Annotated in this window: 18 protein-coding genes; 13 read left to right on the top strand and 5 right to left on the bottom strand. The window is 54.7% G+C overall.

Translation table 11 applies throughout. From position 1 onward, the window contains the following. Positions 1–19 precede the first annotated feature (19 nt). The 6 genes from acrA to DK872_RS05320 all read left to right on the top strand — a co-directional run bounded on the left by acrA (position 20) and on the right by DK872_RS05320 (position 6,721). Positions 20–1,213 carry a multidrug efflux RND transporter periplasmic adaptor subunit AcrA gene (gene acrA / locus DK872_RS05295; RefSeq protein WP_007373586.1) on the top strand — a complete coding sequence of 398 codons (1,194 nt, stop codon included), beginning with the start codon at positions 20–22 and terminating at the stop codon, positions 1,211–1,213. Between the two features lie 22 nt (positions 1,214–1,235). Continuing rightward, positions 1,236–4,385 carry a multidrug efflux RND transporter permease subunit AcrB gene (gene acrB / locus DK872_RS05300; RefSeq protein WP_007373585.1) on the top strand — a complete coding sequence of 1,050 codons (3,150 nt, stop codon included), beginning with the start codon at positions 1,236–1,238 and terminating at the stop codon, positions 4,383–4,385. 513 nt (positions 4,386–4,898) lie between these two features. Further along, positions 4,899–5,273 (top strand): Hha toxicity modulator TomB, encoded by a 375-nt coding sequence (tomB, locus tag DK872_RS05305; RefSeq protein WP_007373584.1) that lies wholly within the window; start codon positions 4,899–4,901, stop codon positions 5,271–5,273. Between the two features lie 23 nt (positions 5,274–5,296). After that, positions 5,297–5,515, top strand: coding sequence for an HHA domain-containing protein (locus DK872_RS05310; RefSeq protein WP_007373583.1), 219 nt, complete (start codon positions 5,297–5,299; stop codon positions 5,513–5,515). 65 nt (positions 5,516–5,580) lie between these two features. After that, the gene (gene maa, locus DK872_RS05315) at positions 5,581–6,141 is read left to right on the top strand and encodes a maltose O-acetyltransferase (protein WP_007373582.1); all 561 of its coding nucleotides are present in this window, start codon (positions 5,581–5,583) and stop codon (positions 6,139–6,141) included. A 100-nt stretch (positions 6,142–6,241) separates the two neighbouring features. Then, positions 6,242–6,721, top strand: a complete 480-nt coding sequence (locus tag DK872_RS05320) for a YlaC family protein (protein ID WP_035887316.1) — start codon at positions 6,242–6,244, stop codon at positions 6,719–6,721. On the opposite strand, the gene DK872_RS05325 is transcribed toward DK872_RS05320, so the two are convergent. Further along, positions 6,687–8,132, bottom strand: a complete 1,446-nt coding sequence (locus DK872_RS05325; protein ID WP_161518096.1) for a PLP-dependent aminotransferase family protein — start codon at positions 8,130–8,132, stop codon at positions 6,687–6,689. The two genes, DK872_RS05320 and DK872_RS05325, sit on opposite strands and share 35 nt — an antisense overlap. Before the next feature lie 97 nt (positions 8,133–8,229). Here DK872_RS05325 and DK872_RS05330 point away from each other — a divergent pair, with 97 nt between their 5' ends. Beyond that, the gene (locus tag DK872_RS05330; protein WP_035887312.1) at positions 8,230–8,931 is read left to right on the top strand and encodes a GNAT family N-acetyltransferase; all 702 of its coding nucleotides are present in this window, start codon (positions 8,230–8,232) and stop codon (positions 8,929–8,931) included. Here DK872_RS05330 and ykgO read toward each other — a convergent pair. After that, positions 8,928–9,068: a type B 50S ribosomal protein L36 gene (ykgO, locus tag DK872_RS05335; protein WP_007373577.1), complete on the bottom strand. Its 141-nt coding sequence runs from the start codon at positions 9,066–9,068 to the stop codon at positions 8,928–8,930. The two genes, DK872_RS05330 and ykgO, sit on opposite strands and share 4 nt — an antisense overlap. A 3-nt stretch (positions 9,069–9,071) precedes the next feature. After that, positions 9,072–9,332 (bottom strand): type B 50S ribosomal protein L31, encoded by a 261-nt coding sequence (locus DK872_RS05340; RefSeq protein WP_007373576.1) that lies wholly within the window; start codon positions 9,330–9,332, stop codon positions 9,072–9,074. A gap of 264 nt (positions 9,333–9,596) precedes the next feature. Between DK872_RS05340 and DK872_RS05345 the strand changes: the two genes are divergently transcribed. The 6 genes from DK872_RS05345 to DK872_RS05370 all read left to right on the top strand — a co-directional run bounded on the left by DK872_RS05345 (position 9,597) and on the right by DK872_RS05370 (position 15,262). Further along, positions 9,597–10,625, top strand: a complete 1,029-nt coding sequence (locus DK872_RS05345) for an isopenicillin N synthase family oxygenase (protein WP_007373575.1) — start codon at positions 9,597–9,599, stop codon at positions 10,623–10,625. A gap of 25 nt (positions 10,626–10,650) precedes the next feature. After that, the gene (locus tag DK872_RS05350; RefSeq protein WP_161518097.1) at positions 10,651–11,457 is read left to right on the top strand and encodes a MetQ/NlpA family ABC transporter substrate-binding protein; all 807 of its coding nucleotides are present in this window, start codon (positions 10,651–10,653) and stop codon (positions 11,455–11,457) included. Next, positions 11,454–12,245, top strand: coding sequence for a methionine ABC transporter ATP-binding protein (locus DK872_RS05355; RefSeq protein WP_161518098.1), 792 nt, complete (start codon positions 11,454–11,456; stop codon positions 12,243–12,245). The genes DK872_RS05350 and DK872_RS05355 overlap by 4 nt, the downstream gene beginning before the upstream one ends. Further along, a complete protein-coding gene (locus DK872_RS05360; RefSeq protein ID WP_007373572.1) occupies positions 12,242–12,901 on the top strand; it encodes a methionine ABC transporter permease in 660 nt (219 codons plus the stop codon). The genes DK872_RS05355 and DK872_RS05360 overlap by 4 nt, the downstream gene beginning before the upstream one ends. Before the next feature lie 211 nt (positions 12,902–13,112). Then, the gene (locus DK872_RS05365) at positions 13,113–14,687 is read left to right on the top strand and encodes an EAL domain-containing protein (RefSeq protein WP_161518099.1); all 1,575 of its coding nucleotides are present in this window, start codon (positions 13,113–13,115) and stop codon (positions 14,685–14,687) included. 29 nt (positions 14,688–14,716) lie between these two features. Then, the gene (locus DK872_RS05370) at positions 14,717–15,262 is read left to right on the top strand and encodes a flavin reductase family protein (protein WP_035887310.1); all 546 of its coding nucleotides are present in this window, start codon (positions 14,717–14,719) and stop codon (positions 15,260–15,262) included. Positions 15,263–15,270: 8 nt separating this feature from the next. On the opposite strand, the gene DK872_RS05375 is transcribed toward DK872_RS05370, so the two are convergent. Beyond that, complete coding sequence (locus DK872_RS05375; RefSeq protein WP_007373568.1) at positions 15,271–15,624, bottom strand: DUF1428 domain-containing protein; 354 nt, start codon at positions 15,622–15,624, stop codon at positions 15,271–15,273. Between the two features lie 59 nt (positions 15,625–15,683). Then, positions 15,684–18,758, bottom strand: a complete 3,075-nt coding sequence (locus DK872_RS05380) for a beta-galactosidase (RefSeq protein ID WP_161518100.1) — start codon at positions 18,756–18,758, stop codon at positions 15,684–15,686. Between the last annotated feature and the right edge of the window lie 32 nt (positions 18,759–18,790).

An 18,790-nucleotide genomic window follows, 5' to 3' on the forward strand; every position in this document is an offset into this window, starting at 1 on the left:
GGACACTCGAGGTTTACTTATGAACAAAAACAGAGGGTTTACGCCTCTGGCGGTCGTTCTGATGCTTTCGGGCAGCTTAGCGCTTACAGGATGTGATGAAAAACCGGCTCAGCAGGGTGCGGGGCAGATGCCGGAAGTTGGCGTCGTCACGGTCAAGACGGAACCTCTGCAAATCACCACTGAGCTACCGGGCCGAACGACTGCTTTTCGCATTGCGGAAGTGCGTCCTCAGGTCAGCGGCATTATTTTGAAACGCAACTTCACGGAAGGCAGTGACGTTGAAGCTGGTGTCTCGCTCTATCAGATTGATCCCGCTACTTATCAGGCAGCTTATGACAGCGCAAAAGGCGATCTGGCGAAAGCGCAAGCGGCTGCCAACATCGCTCAGATGACCGTCAACCGTTATCAGAAACTGTTGGGCACCAAGTACATCAGCCAACAGGATTACGATACCGCTCAGGCGGACGCTCAGCAGGCTAACGCTACCGTTGTCGCGGCGAAAGCAGCAGTAGAAAGCGCGCGCATCAACCTGGCGTATACCAAAGTGATTTCCCCCATCAGCGGTCGTATCGGGACTTCCACTGTCACGGAAGGTGCGCTGGTACAGAGCGGGCAAACCACGGCGCTGACTACCGTGCAGCAGCTTGATCCGATCTACGTTGACGTTACCCAGTCCAGCAATGATTTTCTGCGTCTGCAACAGGAAATGGCGAACGGTACGCTGAAGCAGGACAACGGCAAAGCGAAAGTTCAGCTCGTTACCAACGACGGTGTTCAATACGCCCAGGAAGGTACGCTTGAGTTTTCTGGCGTGACGGTAGACCAGACCACCGGTTCCATCACTCTGCGTGCTGTGTTCCCGAACCCGGATCACTCGTTGCTGCCAGGCATGTTCGTACGCGCCAAGCTGGAAGAAGGCGTTAACCCGAATGCCATGCTGGTTCCACAGCAGGGTGTTACTCGTACGCCGCGCGGTGACGCAACGGCGATGGTGGTGGGTGAAGGCGATAAAGTTGAAGTCCGTAATATCGTCGCAAGCCAGGCTATTGGCGACAAATGGCTGGTGACTGAAGGTCTGAAAAGCGGCGATCGCGTGATTATTGCTGGCTTACAAAAAGTCAAACCGGGCGTGCAGGTTAAAGCTCAGGAAGTGACTTCTGACAACAAAGAGCAAGCCCAGGCCGGCGGCCAGTCAGAAAAACCGAAGTCTTAACTAAAACAGGAGCCGTTAAGACATGGCTAAGTTTTTTATCGATCGCCCCATCTTTGCGTGGGTTATCGCGATTATCATCATGCTGGCAGGGGCTCTCTCGATCCTCAAATTGCCGGTAGCGCAATATCCAACCATTGCGCCGCCTGCAATTCAGATCACGGCCACCTACCCGGGTGCTGATGCGAAAACGGTACAGGATACCGTGACGCAGGTCATCGAACAGAACATGAACGGTATCGATAACCTGCTTTATATGTCATCTGCCAGTGATTCCTCTGGTACGGTACAAATTACAATTACTTTTGATTCCGGAACGGATGCGGATATCGCGCAGGTTCAGGTGCAGAACAAACTGCAACTGGCCATGCCGCTGTTACCGCAGGAAGTGCAACAGCAAGGCGTTAGCGTCGAGAAATCATCCAGCAGCTTCCTGATGGTTCTCGGGATGATCAGTACCGATGGTTCCATGACGCAGGAAGATATTGCGGACTACGTCGGCGCAACCATCAAAGATCCGGTCAGCCGTACTTCCGGCGTCGGTGACGTTCAGCTGTTCGGTGCGCAGTATGCGATGCGTATCTGGATGGATCCGAGCAAACTCAATAATTTCCAGCTCACGCCAGTTGACGTGATTGCGGCTATCAAAGCGCAGAACGCCCAGGTTGCGGCAGGTCAGTTAGGCGGTACTCCGCCGGTGAAAGGGCAGCAGTTGAACGCCTCTATCATCGCGCAAACCCGTCTGACCTCCACGGACGAGTTCGGTAAGATCCTGTTGAAAGTGAACGCTGACGGTTCGCAGGTTCGTCTGCGCGACGTGGCGAAGATTGAACTGGGCGGCGAAAGCTATGACGTAATCGCACGTTATAACGGCCAACCGGCTGCGGGTCTCGGTATCAAACTGGCAACCGGCGCGAACGCGCTCGATACTGCCGAAGCGGTACGTGCGACCATTGCCAAACTGGAGCCGTTCTTCCCGCACGGCCTGAAAGTGGTTTATCCGTATGACACCACACCATTCGTTAAGATCTCGATTAACGAAGTGGTGAAAACGCTGGTTGAAGCGATCGTACTGGTATTCCTGGTAATGTACCTGTTCCTGCAAAACTTCCGCGCAACGCTGATCCCAACGATCGCGGTGCCGGTGGTACTGCTCGGGACATTCGCGATACTCGCCGCCTTTGGCTACTCCATCAACACCCTCACCATGTTCGGTATGGTGCTGGCGATAGGTCTGCTGGTGGACGATGCTATCGTGGTGGTGGAAAACGTCGAACGTGTGATGATGGAAGAAGGCCTGCCACCAAAAGAGGCGACGCGCCGTTCCATGGGGCAGATTCAGGGTGCGCTGGTTGGTATTGCACTGGTGCTGTCAGCGGTATTTATCCCGATGGCGTTCTTCGGTGGTTCTACCGGTGCTATCTATCGCCAGTTCTCCATTACTATCGTTTCCGCGATGGTACTGTCTGTGCTGGTCGCACTGATCCTGACGCCGGCGCTGTGCGCCACCATGCTGAAGCCGGTTGCCAAAGGCGACCACGGTGAAGGCAAAAAAGGCTTCTTCGGCTGGTTCAACCGCATGTTTGAGAAGAGCACGCACCACTACACCGACAGCGTAGGGAACATTCTGCGCAGCACCGGTCGTTACTTGCTGCTCTATATCGTCATCGTTGCGGGTATGGCGGTGCTGTTTGTGCGCCTGCCAAGTTCGTTCCTGCCGGATGAAGACCAGGGCGTATTTCTCACTATGGCCCAGTTGCCTGCGGGCGCGACGCAAGAGCGTACGCAGAAAGTGCTGGATGAAGTGACGAAATATTATCTGGAAAACGAGAAAGACAACGTTAACTCCGTCTTTACCGTTAACGGCTTTGGCTTCTCTGGTCGCGGTCAGAACACCGGTCTGGCGTTCGTATCGCTGAAAAACTGGGACGAACGTCCTGGTGAAGCGAATAAAGTACCGGCAATCGCAGGCCGTGCGAGCGCGCACTTTGCATCGATTAAAGATGCAATGGTCTTCGCTTTCAACCTGCCAGCGATTGTTGAACTCGGTACGGCAACCGGCTTCGACTTCCAGTTGATTGATCAGGCGAACCTGGGGCATGAGAAATTAACCCAGGCGCGTAATCAGCTGTTTGGCGAAATCGCGCAGCATCCGGATCTGCTGGTGGGCGTGCGTCCTAACGGCCTGGAAGATACACCGCAGTTCAAGATCGATATCGATCAGGAAAAAGCACAGGCGCTGGGCGTGTCGATTAGCGACATCAACACCACGCTGGGTGCAGCCTGGGGCGGCAGTTACGTTAACGACTTTATCGACCGTGGTCGCGTGAAGAAAGTGTACGTCATGTCGCAGGCCAAATACCGTATGCTGCCAAGCGATATTGGTAACTGGTACGTGCGGGCAACCGATGGGCAGATGGTGCCGTTCTCCGCCTTCTCCAGCACACACTGGGAATACGGTTCACCGCGTCTGGAGCGTTACAATGGTCTGCCGTCGATGGAAATCCTCGGCCAGGCGGCTCCGGGTAAAAGTACCGGTGAAGCGATGGCGATGATGGAACAACTGGCCAGTAAGCTGCCAACCGGTATCGGTTATGACTGGACGGGGATGTCCTATCAGGAACGTCTCTCCGGCAACCAGGCGCCTGCGTTGTACGCCATCTCGCTGATCGTGGTATTCCTCTGCCTCGCAGCGCTGTATGAAAGCTGGTCGATTCCGTTCTCGGTCATGCTGGTTGTACCGCTGGGTGTTGTGGGTGCGTTGCTGGCTGCCACCTTCCGCGGTCTGACCAACGACGTTTACTTCCAGGTGGGCCTGCTGACAACCATTGGTTTGTCGGCGAAGAACGCGATACTTATCGTCGAATTCGCCAAAGACCTGATGGATAAAGAAGGCAAAGGCCTGGTAGAGGCGACGCTGGAAGCGGTTCGTATGCGTCTGCGTCCAATTCTGATGACCTCACTGGCATTTATCCTTGGGGTACTGCCGTTGGTTATCAGCTCCGGTGCAGGTTCCGGCGCGCAGAACGCAGTAGGTACTGGCGTAATGGGCGGGATGATCACCGCAACCATACTGGCTATCTTCTTCGTTCCGGTGTTCTTCGTGGTGGTGCGCCGCCGCTTTAGTCGCCACGGTGAGGATATTGAGCACAGCCATAAGGTTGAGGAGCACTGATCGTTTCTCTAATAGAAAAGGCCGCACTTAGCGGCCTTTTTCATATCAGTACATCCGAAATTAAAAGCATTTATTGTCTGTTTGTTTATTTTGTACTGCCAATATAAGGCTTATAATAACTATGTATTTTGAAAGCAGCGATCATTTACCGTTTATAAACTTTAATTATCTGGTACAATCAGTTTAACTCAGACGATTCCTGGTATAAAAATACCGTTCGAACTGGAATAATCTCTTCCATGCTAACTTAATGAATCTCAAGGATGAACAAGCAATAACGCCCGCAGGCGTAACACGCTTCATCCCGACGTCATGTTCCTATTTTGTCCATTTTTCTCAAAAAAAACATTATTTGTAATTTTTCGTGATAGCACAATGAAATCCCATTCAGACTAGCTTATAGTTATATTGACAAACATAAAGCAGCGTCTGTCTCTGGTCAGAGCAGAAGTTCCCATCCTGAAACAGCAGTCGGTCAGTAAAAAAAAATTACCACTCAGAAGGGGATGCGTTATGGACGAATACTCGCCAAAAAGGCATGATATCGCGCAGCTCAAATTTCTCTGCGAAACACTGTACCATGACTGCCTTGTTAATCTCGAAGAGAGCCATCATGGGTGGGTTAACGATCCTACATCAGCGGTGAACTTGCAGTTAAATGAGCTGATAGAACACATAGCGACCTTCGCACTTAATTATAAAATTAAGTACAATGAAGATAATAAACTGATTGAACAGATAGACGAATATCTTGACGATACGTTTATGTTGTTCAGTAGCTATGGCATAAATACACATGACTTACAGAAATGGCGCAAAACAGGTAACAAGCTGTTCCGCTGCTTCGTCAATGTAAGCAAGGCTAATCCTGTTAGCCACTCTTGTTAATTTTTCAACACTAAGGTGAAGGTATGTCCGAAAAACCATTAACAAAAGTTGATTATTTGATGCGTCTCAGACGTTGTCAGACAATTGATACCCTTGAACGTGTAATTGAAAAAAATAAATACGAACTTCCGGATGAGGAACTCGCGGTGTTTTATTCAGCAGCCGATCATCGCCTGGCAGAACTGACCATGAATAAGCTGTATGACAAAATCCCCTCCTCCGTGTGGAAATTTGTACGATAATTCTGCTAACTATTTTTCTACGCAAACAGAACGTTCAGATTCCGTGACGAGTGTCTTCGAATCAGATGAATGACGAAAAGCAAAAAATGATTGCCGGATTGCCCTATCTTTCGGCAGACGAAGTCTTGCGCGCCGATCGTCTGCGAGCCAGGCAGTTGCTGCATCGTTACAATCATTCGGCGCCGGAAGAAAAAGCCGAGCGTAAAGACATTCTCTCCAGCCTTCTCGGCCACAGTGATGGGGTCTACATCGAACCGAATTTTCGCTGCGATTATGGCTACAATATTTTTCTCGGCCGCAATTTCTACGCGAATTTCGACTGTGTCATGCTCGATGTTTGTCCAATTCGTATCGGCGATAACTGCATGCTGGCGCCCGGCGTTCATATCTACACCGCAACGCATCCGCTGGATGCCGCTGAACGCATCAGCGGCGTGGAATATGGAAAACCTGTCACCATTGGTCACAATGTCTGGATTGGTGGCCGCGCCATTATCAACCCGGGCGTAACGATTGGCGATAACGCCGTCATCGCCTCCGGTGCGGTCGTTGTGAAAGATGTTCCGGCCAATGTCGTGGTCGGTGGCAACCCGGCGCGGATCATCAAACCCCTGCCAGCCATCTAACTGTTATCGTTTTTTGCGGCAAAACTGTTACTTTTTTCATACAAAATGGCAACTTAAAATAGCGTGTCCACCTGCAAAACAGTATCAGTAAAGGCGTAAGATGACAGAGATACAGCGGCTGCTCACCGAAACGATTGAAGAGATCAACCAGCGCGAGAAACGGGATAACCGCCCGCGCTTCAGCATCAGTTTTATTCGCAAACACCCCGGCCTGTTTGTTGGCATGTATCTGGCCTGGCTTGCCACGCTGGCGGTGATGCTGCAGTCCGAAACCCTCTCAGGCTCCGTCTGGCTATTGATCGTGCTCTTCGTGGTGCTGAATGGTTTCTTCTTTTTTGACGTTTACCCTCGCTACCACTACGAAGATATCGATGTGCTCGATTTCCGGGTCTGCTATAACGGCGAGTGGTACAACACGCGATTTGTTCCGTCAGGTTTGATTAACGCGATCCTGCAATCCCCGCAGGTCGAGGAAGAGAGCAAATCCCGGCTGGAAAAAATGGTTGCGCGTAAAGGCGAGCTCTCATTTTATGACGTCTTCACCCTCACCCGTCCCGAGACTGCTCAATCAATCGGTTAAGTGTACGTACCGCCGCCGTAAACCGGCTGGCGGACGTATTGCCGTAACCCAGAACCAGCCCGCTGGAAGCAGCACGCTTGTGCAGCCAAAAACGGCTTAATGCATGGGGCGCAAGTTGCCATTGCCTCGCAGCGAGGGCTACCGCATCATCATCAATCCCCGGGATCGCCAGCGTTAAGTGCAGCCCACCGCCGCCACCATAAACCTGATGCGCAACGTGCAGCTCATTGCGAACGGCTTCCAGCAGGTGCGCTTGCCGCTTGCGATACAGCCGACGCATCGCGGCGAGATGTCGTGCGTAGTGCCCATCTTCAATAAAACGCGCCAGCGTCAGTTGCTCGGCACGATGACCGCCACGTAACAAACTACCGATTGCCGGTCCGGCAGCCTGCGCCAGCGCGGGCGGCATCACCATAAAACCGATACGCAACGATGGAAACAAGGTTTTACTAAAAGTACCAAGATAAACCACGGGCGGATTCGCCACCATGCCTGACATCGCCGGAATGGGCTCGCCCGGATAGCGAAACTCACTATCGTAATCATCTTCCACAATCCAGCTTCCCACTTGCCGGGCATAGTCCAGCAGCGCCAGCCGCCGGGCCGCGCTCATCACCTTGCCCAGCGGATACTGATGTGACGGAGAGGTGTAAATCATGCGCGGTGGCCGGGCCGCAGAGTTCAGCACCATCCCTTCATCGTCGATCGGCATGCCCGCCACTTCCAGGCCAGCCGCCAGAAAAGCGCTTTTGGCGCCACCGTAACCCGGCTCTTCCACCCATGCATGCTCGCCCACGTCGCTAAGTAAATGCACACAAAGCATCAGCGCTTCCTGCGCGCCTTCGGTGATCACTATCTGTTCAGCATCGCAATCAATGCCGCGAGATATCGCCAAATGGCGGGCTATCGCTACGCGTAAACGCCATTCACCGGCGGATTCACCATAATTCAATAACGGGCTGCCTTCATCGCGCCACACGCGTTCAGCCAGCCGTCGCCAGACTGTCAGCGGGAAGTAATTTGCCGCCGGAATGCCCGGCGTCAGCGCCAGCGCGGGCGAATGACGTAAAACGCCGCCCGGCAGTTGCTGTACACGCTTAGCGAGCGTTATCGACGGCGCCGGATCCGTTCGCTCAACTGTCGCCAGTTTCGCCACTCGAGTTCCCTGGCGATCGCGCAACACATACCCTTCAACGGCCAGTTGTTCCAGCGCTGCATTCACGGTATTACGCGAAATATTCAGCATCTCCGCCAGTACGCGCGATCCCGGCAACAGACTGCCGGGCTTCAACATCCCCTGCCGTACCGCGTCGCGCAGCGCCACATACAGCGCGCGCTGCCGCGTCAGGCTGGCGCGATCCTTCAGCGCCCGTCGCAGCAGCGCGTACAGTCCATCCTCAGGAATATTCATTATTTTCTCCGCGTGGCTCTATAAAAATATAACCTGCTGGCTCTTTTTATGGAACCACCGCAGCGCTACGCTGCCTCCGTATTCACAAGGAGACGCAATGAGCCAGTTCAATCAATATCAACAACCTATCGGCGATGCGCTGCCTGACTGGCAGCCACGCCCTTTCCCGCAGCGCGTTACTCTCGAAGGCCGTTATTGTCGTCTTGAACCGCTGGGCACTGAGCACGCCAGCGCGCTGTTTCAGGCGCATCAACACGCAGGTGATAACCGGAGCTGGACGTGGCTGCTGCGGGAGCCGGAAAAAGATGAAGCGGCGTTTCGCGACTGGATAGCGAGCATCTGCACACTGCACGATCCACTACACTTTGCCGTCATTGACAACAAAACTTCGCAGCCGGTTGGTAGCCTCGCGCTGATGCGCATTGATGAGAAAAACGGTGTCATGGAAGTGGGAAGCGTACATTTCTCGCCGTTGCTGACCCGTACACCCGCCTCGACAGAAGCGCAATGGTTATTGATGAACTATGCCTTTACAACGCTGGGATACCGGCGCTACGAGTGGAAGTGTAACAGTCTGAATGAGCCGTCACGCCAGGCGGCGCTGCGTCTCGGTTTTCAGTATGAAGGCCGCTTTCGCCAGGCGCTGGTGCTCAAAGGCCATAATCGCGATACCGACTGGTTTTCAATTATTGACGGGGAATGGCCGCAGATTGATCGCGCGCTGCAACGCTGGCTTGCCGCCGACAACTTCACGGCCGATGGCAAGCAGCGTCACTCCCTGGCATCACTTCGCGCTTAACGTTTTTTCTTTTTGCCTTGCACCGCTTTGAAACGCGGATTGGATTTACAGATCACATATAAACGCCCCTTGCGCCGGACAATCTGGCAGTCAGGGTGGCGTTGTTTCGCACTGCGCAATGAATTCAGTACCTGCATCACTTACTCCTTTTTATCGCTAAAAAAGCGACCGTAACGTTGCTGGAAACGTGCCGCGCTGCCTTCGTTAGCAATCACTTTTTGTTTACCGGTGTAATAAGGATGCGACGCAGACGAAACGTCGATGGTGACGTACGGATAGTTCACGCCTTCCAGTTCGATTTCGCGTTCCGTTTTAATGGTTGAACCCACTTTGAAATACTCGTTGGCGCTGGTGTCGTGGAATACCACGGTACGATAGTGAGGATGGATATCAGCTTTCATAATTCACTCATCTGTTTTGTTATAACATAACAAAAGTCTATCGAAGTTATTTCTCCATTTCAAGCGATCCGCGTTATGCGTTTTTCGCAAAAGCACGTGATCCTGCGCGGACATAAATTAGAAAAGAACGTTATTGGTTGAATTGGTGCCCCTCAGGCAAGCTGTGATCACACCTGACGAAGAGGAAAAAGAAAATGCGCTGTTGTTGTCCCCGAACCCTGAACCTGACCAGAACACGATTATTGACTGCTTTCGGAGAACACAATGAACGCAACGACGTTACCGATCCTCGATCTTTCCCGCTATACGCACGGCGCTGAGCGCGAACGCTTTCTTGCCGATCTGCGCCACGCTGCGCGCGATATCGGTTTCTTCTACCTGATTAACCACGGCGTCGATGACGCACTGCAACACGCCGTCCAGCAAGAATCCCGACGTTTTTTCGCCCTGACTGATGAGCAAAAACAGCAAGTGGCGATGATCCACTCCCCCCATTTTCGTGGCTATAACCGCGCCGCTTCAGAGATAACCCGCGGGCAACCGGACTGGCGCGAGCAGTTCGATATTGGCGCGGAACGCCCGGCGCTACTGCTCAGCGACAGCGATCCCGGCTGGCGACGCTTACAAGGCCCGAATCTTTGGCCGCAAGCCTTGCCAACGCTGAAACCCGCCCTGCTCGCCTGGCAGAAGGCGATGACCGGTATGGCCATCACACTGCTGCGGGCGTTTGCCGAAGCACTGCAACTGCCTGCGGACGCCTTTGACGCGCTGTATGGCGATAAACCGAACGAGCATATCAAGCTGATCCGCTACCCTGGCCAGCACTCGACCCGGAGCGCGCAAGGCGTTGGCGCCCATAAAGATTCCGGCTTTCTCAGTTTTCTGCTGCAGGACGAGCAAAAAGGGCTGCAAGTAGAAGTCGAACCAGGCCACTGGATCGACGCCGCGCCGCTGGCGGGCAGTTTTGTCGTCAACATTGGCGAACTGCTGGAACTGGCCACCAATGGCTATCTGCGCGCCACCGTTCACCGCGTGGTTTCGCCCCCTGCGGAACAGCAGCGTTTGTCGATTGCTTTCTTCCTCGGCGCCCAGCTCGATGCGGTGGTGCCGTTGTACACCCTACCGCCGAAGCTGGCGCAAGAGGCCCGCGGGCCGGAGAGCGATCCGCACAATCCGCTGCTGCGCGACGTCGGCTGGAACTACCTGAAAGGCCGCCTGCGCTCCCATCCGGATGTGGCGGAACGTTATTACCGCGATGTGCTGCGCGAACGCACTGAACAATTGATCGTCTGACCATAACAACACAGGAACACACATCATGAAACATGCCGCTTCTACTCTGGCAGGGGTAGCACTGTCTCTTTCTCTGGTATGGACTTCCGCCCAGGCTGAAGCACTGCGCGTCGCCGCCGACCCGGTACCGCACGCGGAGATCCTCAATTACATCAAAAAGATCGATCCGAAACTGGATCTGAAAGTGGTTGAATTAACCAACGGCGCCAATGCTAACGAGCTGCTGGCGAACGGCGATGTCGATGCCAACTACTTCCAGCATGTGCCTTACTTGAAGGATCAGGAAAAGGCGCTGGGCAAGACTTTTGCCGTTGCCGCGACGGTACACATTGAACCGCTCGGCATCTATTCACATAAATACAAGGATTTCAAATCGCTGCCGAATAACGCCAAAGTGGCCGTGCCGAATAATGCCACTAACCTGAGCCGCGCCCTGTTCCTGCTGCAAGCCCAGGGATTGATCAAGCTCGACAGCAAGTTCACCGATCCGGCCACCACCCTGGCGACGCCGAAAGACATCGCGCAGAACCCGAAACATTTGCAGATCCTGGAGATTGAATCGCCGCAAATCCCGCGCTCGCTGGATGATGTCGATCTGGCGGTAATCAACGGCAACTACGCGCTGGAAGCAGGGCTGAGCCCGGCGAAAGATGCGCTCGGTCTGGAGAGTGCGAAGCACAACCCTTATGCCAATATTCTGGTCACCAACCCGCAATTGGCCAACGATCCGCGCATCAAAGAACTGGCCAAAGATCTGACCTCACCGCAGGTCGCGGAGTTTATCCGCAAGCAATATAACGGTTCCGTGATCCCGGTTGCGCCGCAGTCATGATTGAGATTGAAGGGCTGAGTAAAATCTACGCTGGAGCAGGCCGACCGGCGTTAAAAGAGGTGTCGCTGAACGTACCGAAAGGCGCGATTTACGGCATCCTCGGGCGCAGCGGCGCAGGGAAAAGTACGCTAATCCGTTGCCTTAATCTGCTGGAGCGGCCCACTGCGGGCCGTATTATCGTGAACGGTAATGACATCACCCAACTGAATAAGACAGGGCTTCGCGAACATCGGCTGCGCACCGGCATGATTTTCCAGCACTTCAATTTACTGCATGCGCGTACGGTCGCCGATAATGTCGCCGTGCCGCTGGAAATCGCCGGTGTAGCGAAAGACCAGCGTCAGGCGCGCGTAGAAGAACTGCTGTGGCTGGTGGGATTAAGCGAAAAAGCGCACGCCTTCCCGTCACAGCTTTCCGGCGGACAAAAGCAGCGTGTCGGCATTGCCAGAGCGCTGGCGGCACACCCGGATGTGCTGCTGTGCGACGAAGCCACCAGCGCGCTGGATCCGGAAACTACCGCGTCAGTGCTGGAGTTACTGGCAGACATCAACCAAAAACTGCAACTCACCATTGTGTTGATCACCCATGAACTGGAAGTGGTCAAAACGCTGTGCGATCACGCGGCGCTGCTGGAAAATGGCGAAGTCATAGAGAGCGGGAAAATCGCTGATTTGCTGGTTGCTCCGTGGTCGCGACTGCGCCAGGCGCTGCTGCACGATCCGCAGGCAGAGCAGACATTTCTTGCTCGTCATGGTTTTACCGGGAGGCCGTTATGTGGGGTCGCATGAGCTGGGAGGATCTCTGGCCGCTGCTGTTAAACGGCTCGCTGGAGACCATTTATATGGTCGGCCTGTCGGCACTCTTTACCGTGCTGATTGGTCTGCCACTGGGTGTACTGCTATTTATTTCCCGCAGTAATGGCTTAGCGCCGATGCCAAAGCTGAATGCGCTGCTCGGTACGATTATCAACATTGGCCGCTCGCTGCCATTTATTGTGCTGTTGATTGCGCTGATCCCATTTACCCGGTTACTGATAGGAACCACGCTCGGCAGTACCGCCGCCGTCGTGCCGGTGACCATTGGCGCATTTCCCTTCTTCGCGCGCCTGACGGAAACCGCACTCGACGAAGTGGATTACGGACGCATTGAAGCTATTTTATCCATGGGCGGTAACCTCTGGCATGTGATTACCAAAGCGCTGTTGCCGGAAGCGCTTCCCACGCTGCTGGCCGGGATTACCTTAACGGTGGTGATGCTGATTGGCTTCTCATCAATGGCGGGCGTAATTGGCGGTGGCGGGCTGGGCGATTTAGCCATTCGTTACGGCTACCAACGCTTTAACAACCAGGTCATGTTCGGCACTGTGATTATCCTGGTGGTGATGGTACAGGGCGTGCAAATGGTGGGTGATCGCCTGGTTCGCCGACTGGCACACCGTCGATAAGCTGTTCCGGCGTTTCTTTGCCCTGAAAACCAGGAAAGAGGCGCCGTTTATCCCTTCTTGTTTGGTAAAAATTTCTTAGCTAACCTGCACCACAGACTCTTTTTTCCTCACCCCTGCTCATCCTGAAAGAAAACAATCGCTGCCGCGTGATATAACATTTGCGGGTGAAAGATACGCTATGTTTATCAGTATCAAAGAGGGATTTTTGATCATGACTAATCGACGGCTGGTAACTCTTATTATCGCGATTCTGGCGCTCGCGCTGATCCTCCCGCCTGGGTTGAGTATCTGGATGACCCATCGCCAGGCTAAAGAAACGTTTATGGATCAGCTTGAAAGCTATTCAAAGCTGGCGGATATGCGCACACTGCGTGTCGTTAACGAAAGTAAAGCCGCGCTCCGGCAACTGGAAAACTGGCGAGGCCCGGTTTGTACCGCCGAACATCTGCTGGAGATGCAACGCGCTTCTTACGCCCATCGCTATGTGCAGGAAGTTTTATACGTTGACGATCTTCAGCCGCGCTGCTCATCGTTGCAAAGCGGCACCTCGACATCGCCCTTCCCGCCGCCAAAGAAAATTACCGCAGATGGCTTTCGCGTCTGGCTTACGCGTCACAATGATTTGGGTTTATCGCGGAACATGATTGCCATCGGTAATGAGCATTATGTCGTGATGGTCGATCCCCAGTCGTTTATCGATATCCTCTCTTACGGCTCGCTTCCGCTGCACTTCTCGCTGGTCAATACCAGCACCCGGCAAGTCATTGCGGGTAGTACGGAGATCCCCCGCACCGTGCTTGAGCAGATAGCGCAACGCGCGCAAACGACAGAGCATTTCCGGGAATCAACCTACCACATTAAATACGATGCCAGCCTGGGGCTGGCCACCGTGACATGGATGCCGGACACGCCGCTGGAAAACAACTGGCATCGTTTATTGACTATCTGGGTGCCGTTCAGCTTGCTGATGAGTTTATTGCTCGCCTTTGTTTTACTCAGAGTGCTACGTCGTCTGCAATCGCCGCACTATCAGTTGCAGGAGGCCATCCATCGCCGTGAAATCATGGCGCATTACCAGCCGATTATGGCGCTGGAAAACGGGCGTATCGTTGGAGCCGAGGCGCTGGCGCGCTGGCAGCAAAAGGACGGCACTTTTCTGTCGCCGGATATTTTTATCCCGCTCGCGGTACACAGCGGCCTGATGCCGCAGTTGACCAGGCTGATGATTGAAAATGTGTTTGCCGATATGGGGCCATGGCTGCAGCAACACCCGGAGCAGCATATCTCTGTCAATCTGGAACCCACCGATCTGCTGGATCCGGGCCTGCCGGCTCTACTCGCGGAATTACTACAGCGCTGGCAGCTTTCGCCGTCGCAAATCGCCTTAGAACTAACCGAGCGGGGTTTTGCCGATCCAGTCGTCAGCGGCCCGGCGATCAACACGCTGCGCGCCGCAGGCCATGCGATCTACATTGACGATTTCGGTACGGGTTATTGCAGCCTGAGCTACCTGCAAAACCTCGACGTCGATATCATTAAAATCGATAAATCGTTTGTCGATGCGCTGGAGCACAAAACCGTGACGCCGCACATTATCGAGATGGCAAAAGCCTTAAAGCTGGCGATGGTTGCCGAAGGTATCGAAACCGAAGCTCAGTTGCAGTGGCTGAAACAGTGTGGCGTGGAATATGGGCAAGGCTGGCTTTACAGCAAAGCGCTACCGGCGGAGGAGTTTATTCGCTGGGCGGAAAATAACCTTCATGAGAAAGCGCTCTGCTACTGTTAAAAGGGTTTTAACAACGCGGAGGAAGCACAATGAAAAAGCAATCCTGGCCGCTGCACGATGTCCGGCACTGGCTGGAGCCTGGCCCGGTGGTACTGCTGAGCAGCCACTGGCAAGGGCGGAATAATATTATGACCTTAGGCTGGCACACGATTCTGGAGTTTTCCCCTTCGCTGGTCGGCTGCATGATTTCCGGTGGCAATGCCAGCTTCGAACGCATCCGACAAAGCGGAGAGTGCGTAATTAACCTGCCTGAAGCCAGCATGATCGACACCGTTTCTCGCATTGGCAACTGTACGGGCGATGAGGTCGATAAGTTTGCTCAATTTGGCCTGACGGCAGAAAAAAGCGAACACGTGACCGCGCCATCCATTAAAGAGTGCTACGGCCAGTTCGAATGCCGCCTTTATGACGACGCAATGGTGGATACCTACAACTTCTTTATTTTTGAAGTGGTTGCAGCGCGGGTAAACCGCGAACCAACGTGGCCGCAGACGCTGCATTACACCGGCGACGGCGTGTTCCGTACCGATGGCGATGTGCTTGAGCGTAAAGCGCTCTTCACCAAAGTCTCCTGAGTGTCACATTACTCATCAAGCACTGGCACAAAGCCTCCGTATATCATGCGCTTACCGTCAAAAGGCATCGCATTGCCCAGTTCGCGCATGCGGGGATCGGTCATCATTTTTTGATTCGCCGCATCGCGTACCTCTTTGGACGGGTATTCAATCCAGCTGAAGACGACCGCTTCGTGGTCTTCAGCTTTTACCGCCATGCGAAAATCGGTGAGTTTGCCATCCGGTACGTCGTCAGCCCAACATTCGACAATGCGCGTTGCGCCGAACTCTTTGAAGATCGGTGCCGCTTTCGCCGCGAGCTGGCAATAAGCCTCTTTTTCATCCTCTGGCACTGCGACCACAAAACCATCGACATATTTCATGCATCGGCCCCCACATGACTGCGCAGCGGGACAGCCCCACTACATCAGACCCGATAAGTTTAGTTCTGCCGCCAGCAAAAGGCGTAACGCACCGTCTCATCTCGCAGGATAAACTCCGGCGACACGCTCGGGCTCCAGGAGTCATCGCCGCCAACGCCCATGTGGAAGGCATCGAGATGCAGCCAGCAACCGGCTTCTTCGCGCAATAAGTGATGGTGCGTGGTTTCCCGCAGTTGCTCATCGCTGTAGCAGCCGAGGGAAAAATGGAAATCCCCCTGCCACTGGTGCGCACCGAACCACAATGCGCGCGTGTTGCAGCGCAGCCCATTTTCGCCGGGGAAAATATAGGGCGTGTGCAGCGCCGACAGCGGCTGCGTCCACCGTCCCTGACGCGCCGCCAGCTGGCGATCCGGGTAGTTTTCATGCGGCCCCAGCCCCAGCCAGCTTACCTGCGGATGCCGCTCCGCCAGTTGGCAGACCAGCCCCACCCGTGCAGGCGGCGGAATATCTCGCGCCACCTGTACCGTGACATCGCCATGCAGTGCGCCGTCACCATCAATTCGCCAGCATTTATGGCTGATAAACGCGGTTTTCCCTGCACCCAGCCAGCGCTGACCGGTACTCACCACAATCCCGGTGCTGCGCTCTTCAACGTCACAATAAAGCAGTTCAGCCGACAGATAGTACATGCCTGCCGCTTTCCAGCGTTCCACCCACGCGTTGGGATCGATGCGTGTCACCTCGCTGATACCAATGTCGTTATCCAGCGGCGCACGGGCAAAACAATCGCTCAGCGGAGTCAGCAGCGTCGGCTGCTCATCGCGCCACCACTGTTGCAGGTTGCCGCTGCGGCGACAGAAGTGCCAGCGCTGCGACTGATGCGTGATGACAAATTCCTGCTCGTTGGACTGCAATGTCGGGCGCGAGTTCTGCACTACGCGCGGAGTGATATACAACGGCGCGGGCAGACGCCACTGATCCCAGGCGCAGCGATGATCCGCCGCCGACCAGTGCGTCGCCGCACGCTGGAAAACATCCACATTCAACCAGACATCACCGGGCGCGGCCTCCAGCGCGGGTATGTTCAGCTCAATACGCTGCTTGCCTTGCGGCGCAATATCCAGCGTGATTTCTCCCTGCGCCAGTACATCTCCATCGCGGGCGACAGACCAGCGCAGGTATTCATTATCAGTGGCGCGGAACAGATATTCGCTCTCAACTTCCAGCACCAGCGGCGTGGTGCTAAGCAGGCTGAACTGGAAAAATTGCTGCGCGCGCTGCGCTTCATACAGCGCCGGATGCGGCGTGCGATCGGGAAATACCAGCCCATTCATACAGAACTGGCGGTCATTCGGCGTATCGCCAAAATCGCCGCCGTAAGCCCAGAATGGTTGCCCATCATCACCGGTTTTGGTTAATGCCTGGTCAACCCAGTCCCAGACAAAACCGCCCTGCAAACGCGGGAAAGCGCGGAACGCTTCCCAGTATTTGGCAAAACCGCCAAAGCTGTTGCCCATCGCATGTGCGTATTCGCAAAGAATGAGCGGGCGATTTTCGCCGGGCAAACCAATCCATTTTTTAATCGACCACTTCGGCACCGCCGGGAAAGGCTGATCCTGGTCGACGCGGGCATACATCGGGCAGACAATATCGGTGGCCGCCGTGTTCGCGCCGCCGCCTTCATACTGCACCGGACGCGTCGGATCGGTCGTTTTCAGCCAGCGATACAGCGCATCGTGGTTCGCGCCATGACCAGATTCGTTGCCCAGCGACCAGATAATGATCGACGGATGGTTGCGATCGCGCTGTACCATGCGCGTCACACGTTCGCTCATGGCTGGCAGCCAACCCGGATCGTCCGCCAGGCGGCTCATCGGCACCATGCCGTGGGTTTCAATATTGGCTTCATCCACGACGTATAAGCCGTACCGATCGCACAAGCGATACCACAGCGGATGGTTCGGATAGTGAGAACAGCGCACGGCATTGAAGTTGTGCTGTTTCATCAGCTCAATGTCGCGCCGCATGGTGGCTTCATCAATGGCCTGTCCGTTTTCCGGATGGTGCTCGTGACGGTTTACACCACGAATCAACAGCGGTTTGCCGTTAAGCAGCAGCAAACCATGACGGATTTCCACTTTGCGGAAACCCACGTCGCAGGCTTCCGCTTCCAGTACGTTTCCTTGTGCATCGAGCAAGGTTAATGTCAGGCGATAGAGGTTCGGTGTTTCCGCACTCCACAGCGCGGGCGCGGCAACCGACAGCGTCACGCACAGGCGTTCTGCCCACGCGCCGCGCTCATCCACCACGGCGCTGCCCGGCGACTGCTGAGCGGCGGCGATTTTTTCTCCGCCGCGCCACAGGGCAACGGCAACGCGACACGCTGCAAACGCCCCGGCCAGTTGCACGTTAACCTGTAATTGCGCGTGGGTCAGGTCCGCATTCAGCTCGCTGACATAGTGGAAATCGGCAATATGCGTCTGCGGTTTGTGTTGCAGGGAGACATCGCGAAAAATCCCGCTCATCCGCCACATATCCTGGTCTTCCAGATAGCTGCCATCGCACCAGCGCAGCACCATCACCGCCAGCCGGTTTTCCCCCGCTTTTAGCGCCTGACTGAGGTCAAACTCGGCGGGCAGGCGGCTGTCCTGCGAATAGCCGATCCATTGGCCGTTACACCAAAGATAAAACGCCGCATTGACACCATCAAAAACAATCCGCGTCTGCCCCTGCGCCAGCGCACCTTCTTCCATTGTAAATGTGAGCGAGTAACAACCTGTCGGGTTTTGTTGCGGAACAAACGGAGGCGTCACCGGAATCGGATAGGTAACATTGGTATAAATGGGCGTATCAAATCCCTGCATCTGCCAGTTCGATGGCACCGGCATCGCCACCGCATCGGTGCAATCCTCTGTTATCCAGCGTTCCGGTACGGCTTCCGGCGAGCCAAACAGGCTGAAGCGCCATTCGCCATTGAGCAGGCGCCGCGCAGGTGAAGCGGCATCATCGCGCGCCGCATTTTCATCACGCCAGCTACGCAGGGGCGCATGAGCCGGTAAACGGTGCCAGTGGGTAATCGCCGGGTTTTCCCAGTCGTGGCGGGAAACCAGCGAACTTAATGCGGTAACAGACATAAAACCTCTTTTTGCGAAGCGCTCACAATTAA

Source organism: Kosakonia sp. MH5 (assembly GCF_009935945.1).
In the GTDB taxonomy this organism is placed as follows: Bacteria; Pseudomonadota; Gammaproteobacteria; order Enterobacterales; family Enterobacteriaceae; genus Kosakonia; species Kosakonia radicincitans.

What these genes read in the sequence shown, in the direction of transcription:
- DK872_RS05310 (WP_007373583.1), top strand. Translation starts at nt 5,297, where the DNA reads ATGTCCGAAAAACCATTAACAAAAGTTGATTATTTGATGCGTCTCAGA.
- DK872_RS05330 (WP_035887312.1), top strand. Translation starts at nt 8,230, where the DNA reads ATGAGCCAGTTCAATCAATATCAACAACCTATCGGCGATGCGCTGCCT.
- acrB (WP_007373585.1), top strand. Translation starts at nt 1,236, where the DNA reads ATGGCTAAGTTTTTTATCGATCGCCCCATCTTTGCGTGGGTTATCGCG.
- acrA (WP_007373586.1), top strand. Translation starts at nt 20, where the DNA reads ATGAACAAAAACAGAGGGTTTACGCCTCTGGCGGTCGTTCTGATGCTT.
- DK872_RS05340 (WP_007373576.1), bottom strand. Translation starts at nt 9,332, where the DNA reads ATGAAAGCTGATATCCATCCTCACTATCGTACCGTGGTATTCCACGAC.
- DK872_RS05345 (WP_007373575.1), top strand. Translation starts at nt 9,597, where the DNA reads ATGAACGCAACGACGTTACCGATCCTCGATCTTTCCCGCTATACGCAC.
- tomB (WP_007373584.1), top strand. Translation starts at nt 4,899, where the DNA reads ATGGACGAATACTCGCCAAAAAGGCATGATATCGCGCAGCTCAAATTT.
- ykgO (WP_007373577.1), bottom strand. Translation starts at nt 9,068, where the DNA reads ATGCAGGTACTGAATTCATTGCGCAGTGCGAAACAACGCCACCCTGAC.
- DK872_RS05360 (WP_007373572.1), top strand. Translation starts at nt 12,242, where the DNA reads ATGAGCTGGGAGGATCTCTGGCCGCTGCTGTTAAACGGCTCGCTGGAG.
- DK872_RS05325 (WP_161518096.1), bottom strand. Translation starts at nt 8,132, where the DNA reads ATGAATATTCCTGAGGATGGACTGTACGCGCTGCTGCGACGGGCGCTG.
- DK872_RS05355 (WP_161518098.1), top strand. Translation starts at nt 11,454, where the DNA reads ATGATTGAGATTGAAGGGCTGAGTAAAATCTACGCTGGAGCAGGCCGA.
- maa (WP_007373582.1), top strand. Translation starts at nt 5,581, where the DNA reads ATGAATGACGAAAAGCAAAAAATGATTGCCGGATTGCCCTATCTTTCG.
- DK872_RS05320 (WP_035887316.1), top strand. Translation starts at nt 6,242, where the DNA reads ATGACAGAGATACAGCGGCTGCTCACCGAAACGATTGAAGAGATCAAC.
- DK872_RS05370 (WP_035887310.1), top strand. Translation starts at nt 14,717, where the DNA reads ATGAAAAAGCAATCCTGGCCGCTGCACGATGTCCGGCACTGGCTGGAG.
- DK872_RS05375 (WP_007373568.1), bottom strand. Translation starts at nt 15,624, where the DNA reads ATGAAATATGTCGATGGTTTTGTGGTCGCAGTGCCAGAGGATGAAAAA.
- DK872_RS05365 (WP_161518099.1), top strand. Translation starts at nt 13,113, where the DNA reads ATGACTAATCGACGGCTGGTAACTCTTATTATCGCGATTCTGGCGCTC.
- DK872_RS05380 (WP_161518100.1), bottom strand. Translation starts at nt 18,758, where the DNA reads ATGTCTGTTACCGCATTAAGTTCGCTGGTTTCCCGCCACGACTGGGAA.
- DK872_RS05350 (WP_161518097.1), top strand. Translation starts at nt 10,651, where the DNA reads ATGAAACATGCCGCTTCTACTCTGGCAGGGGTAGCACTGTCTCTTTCT.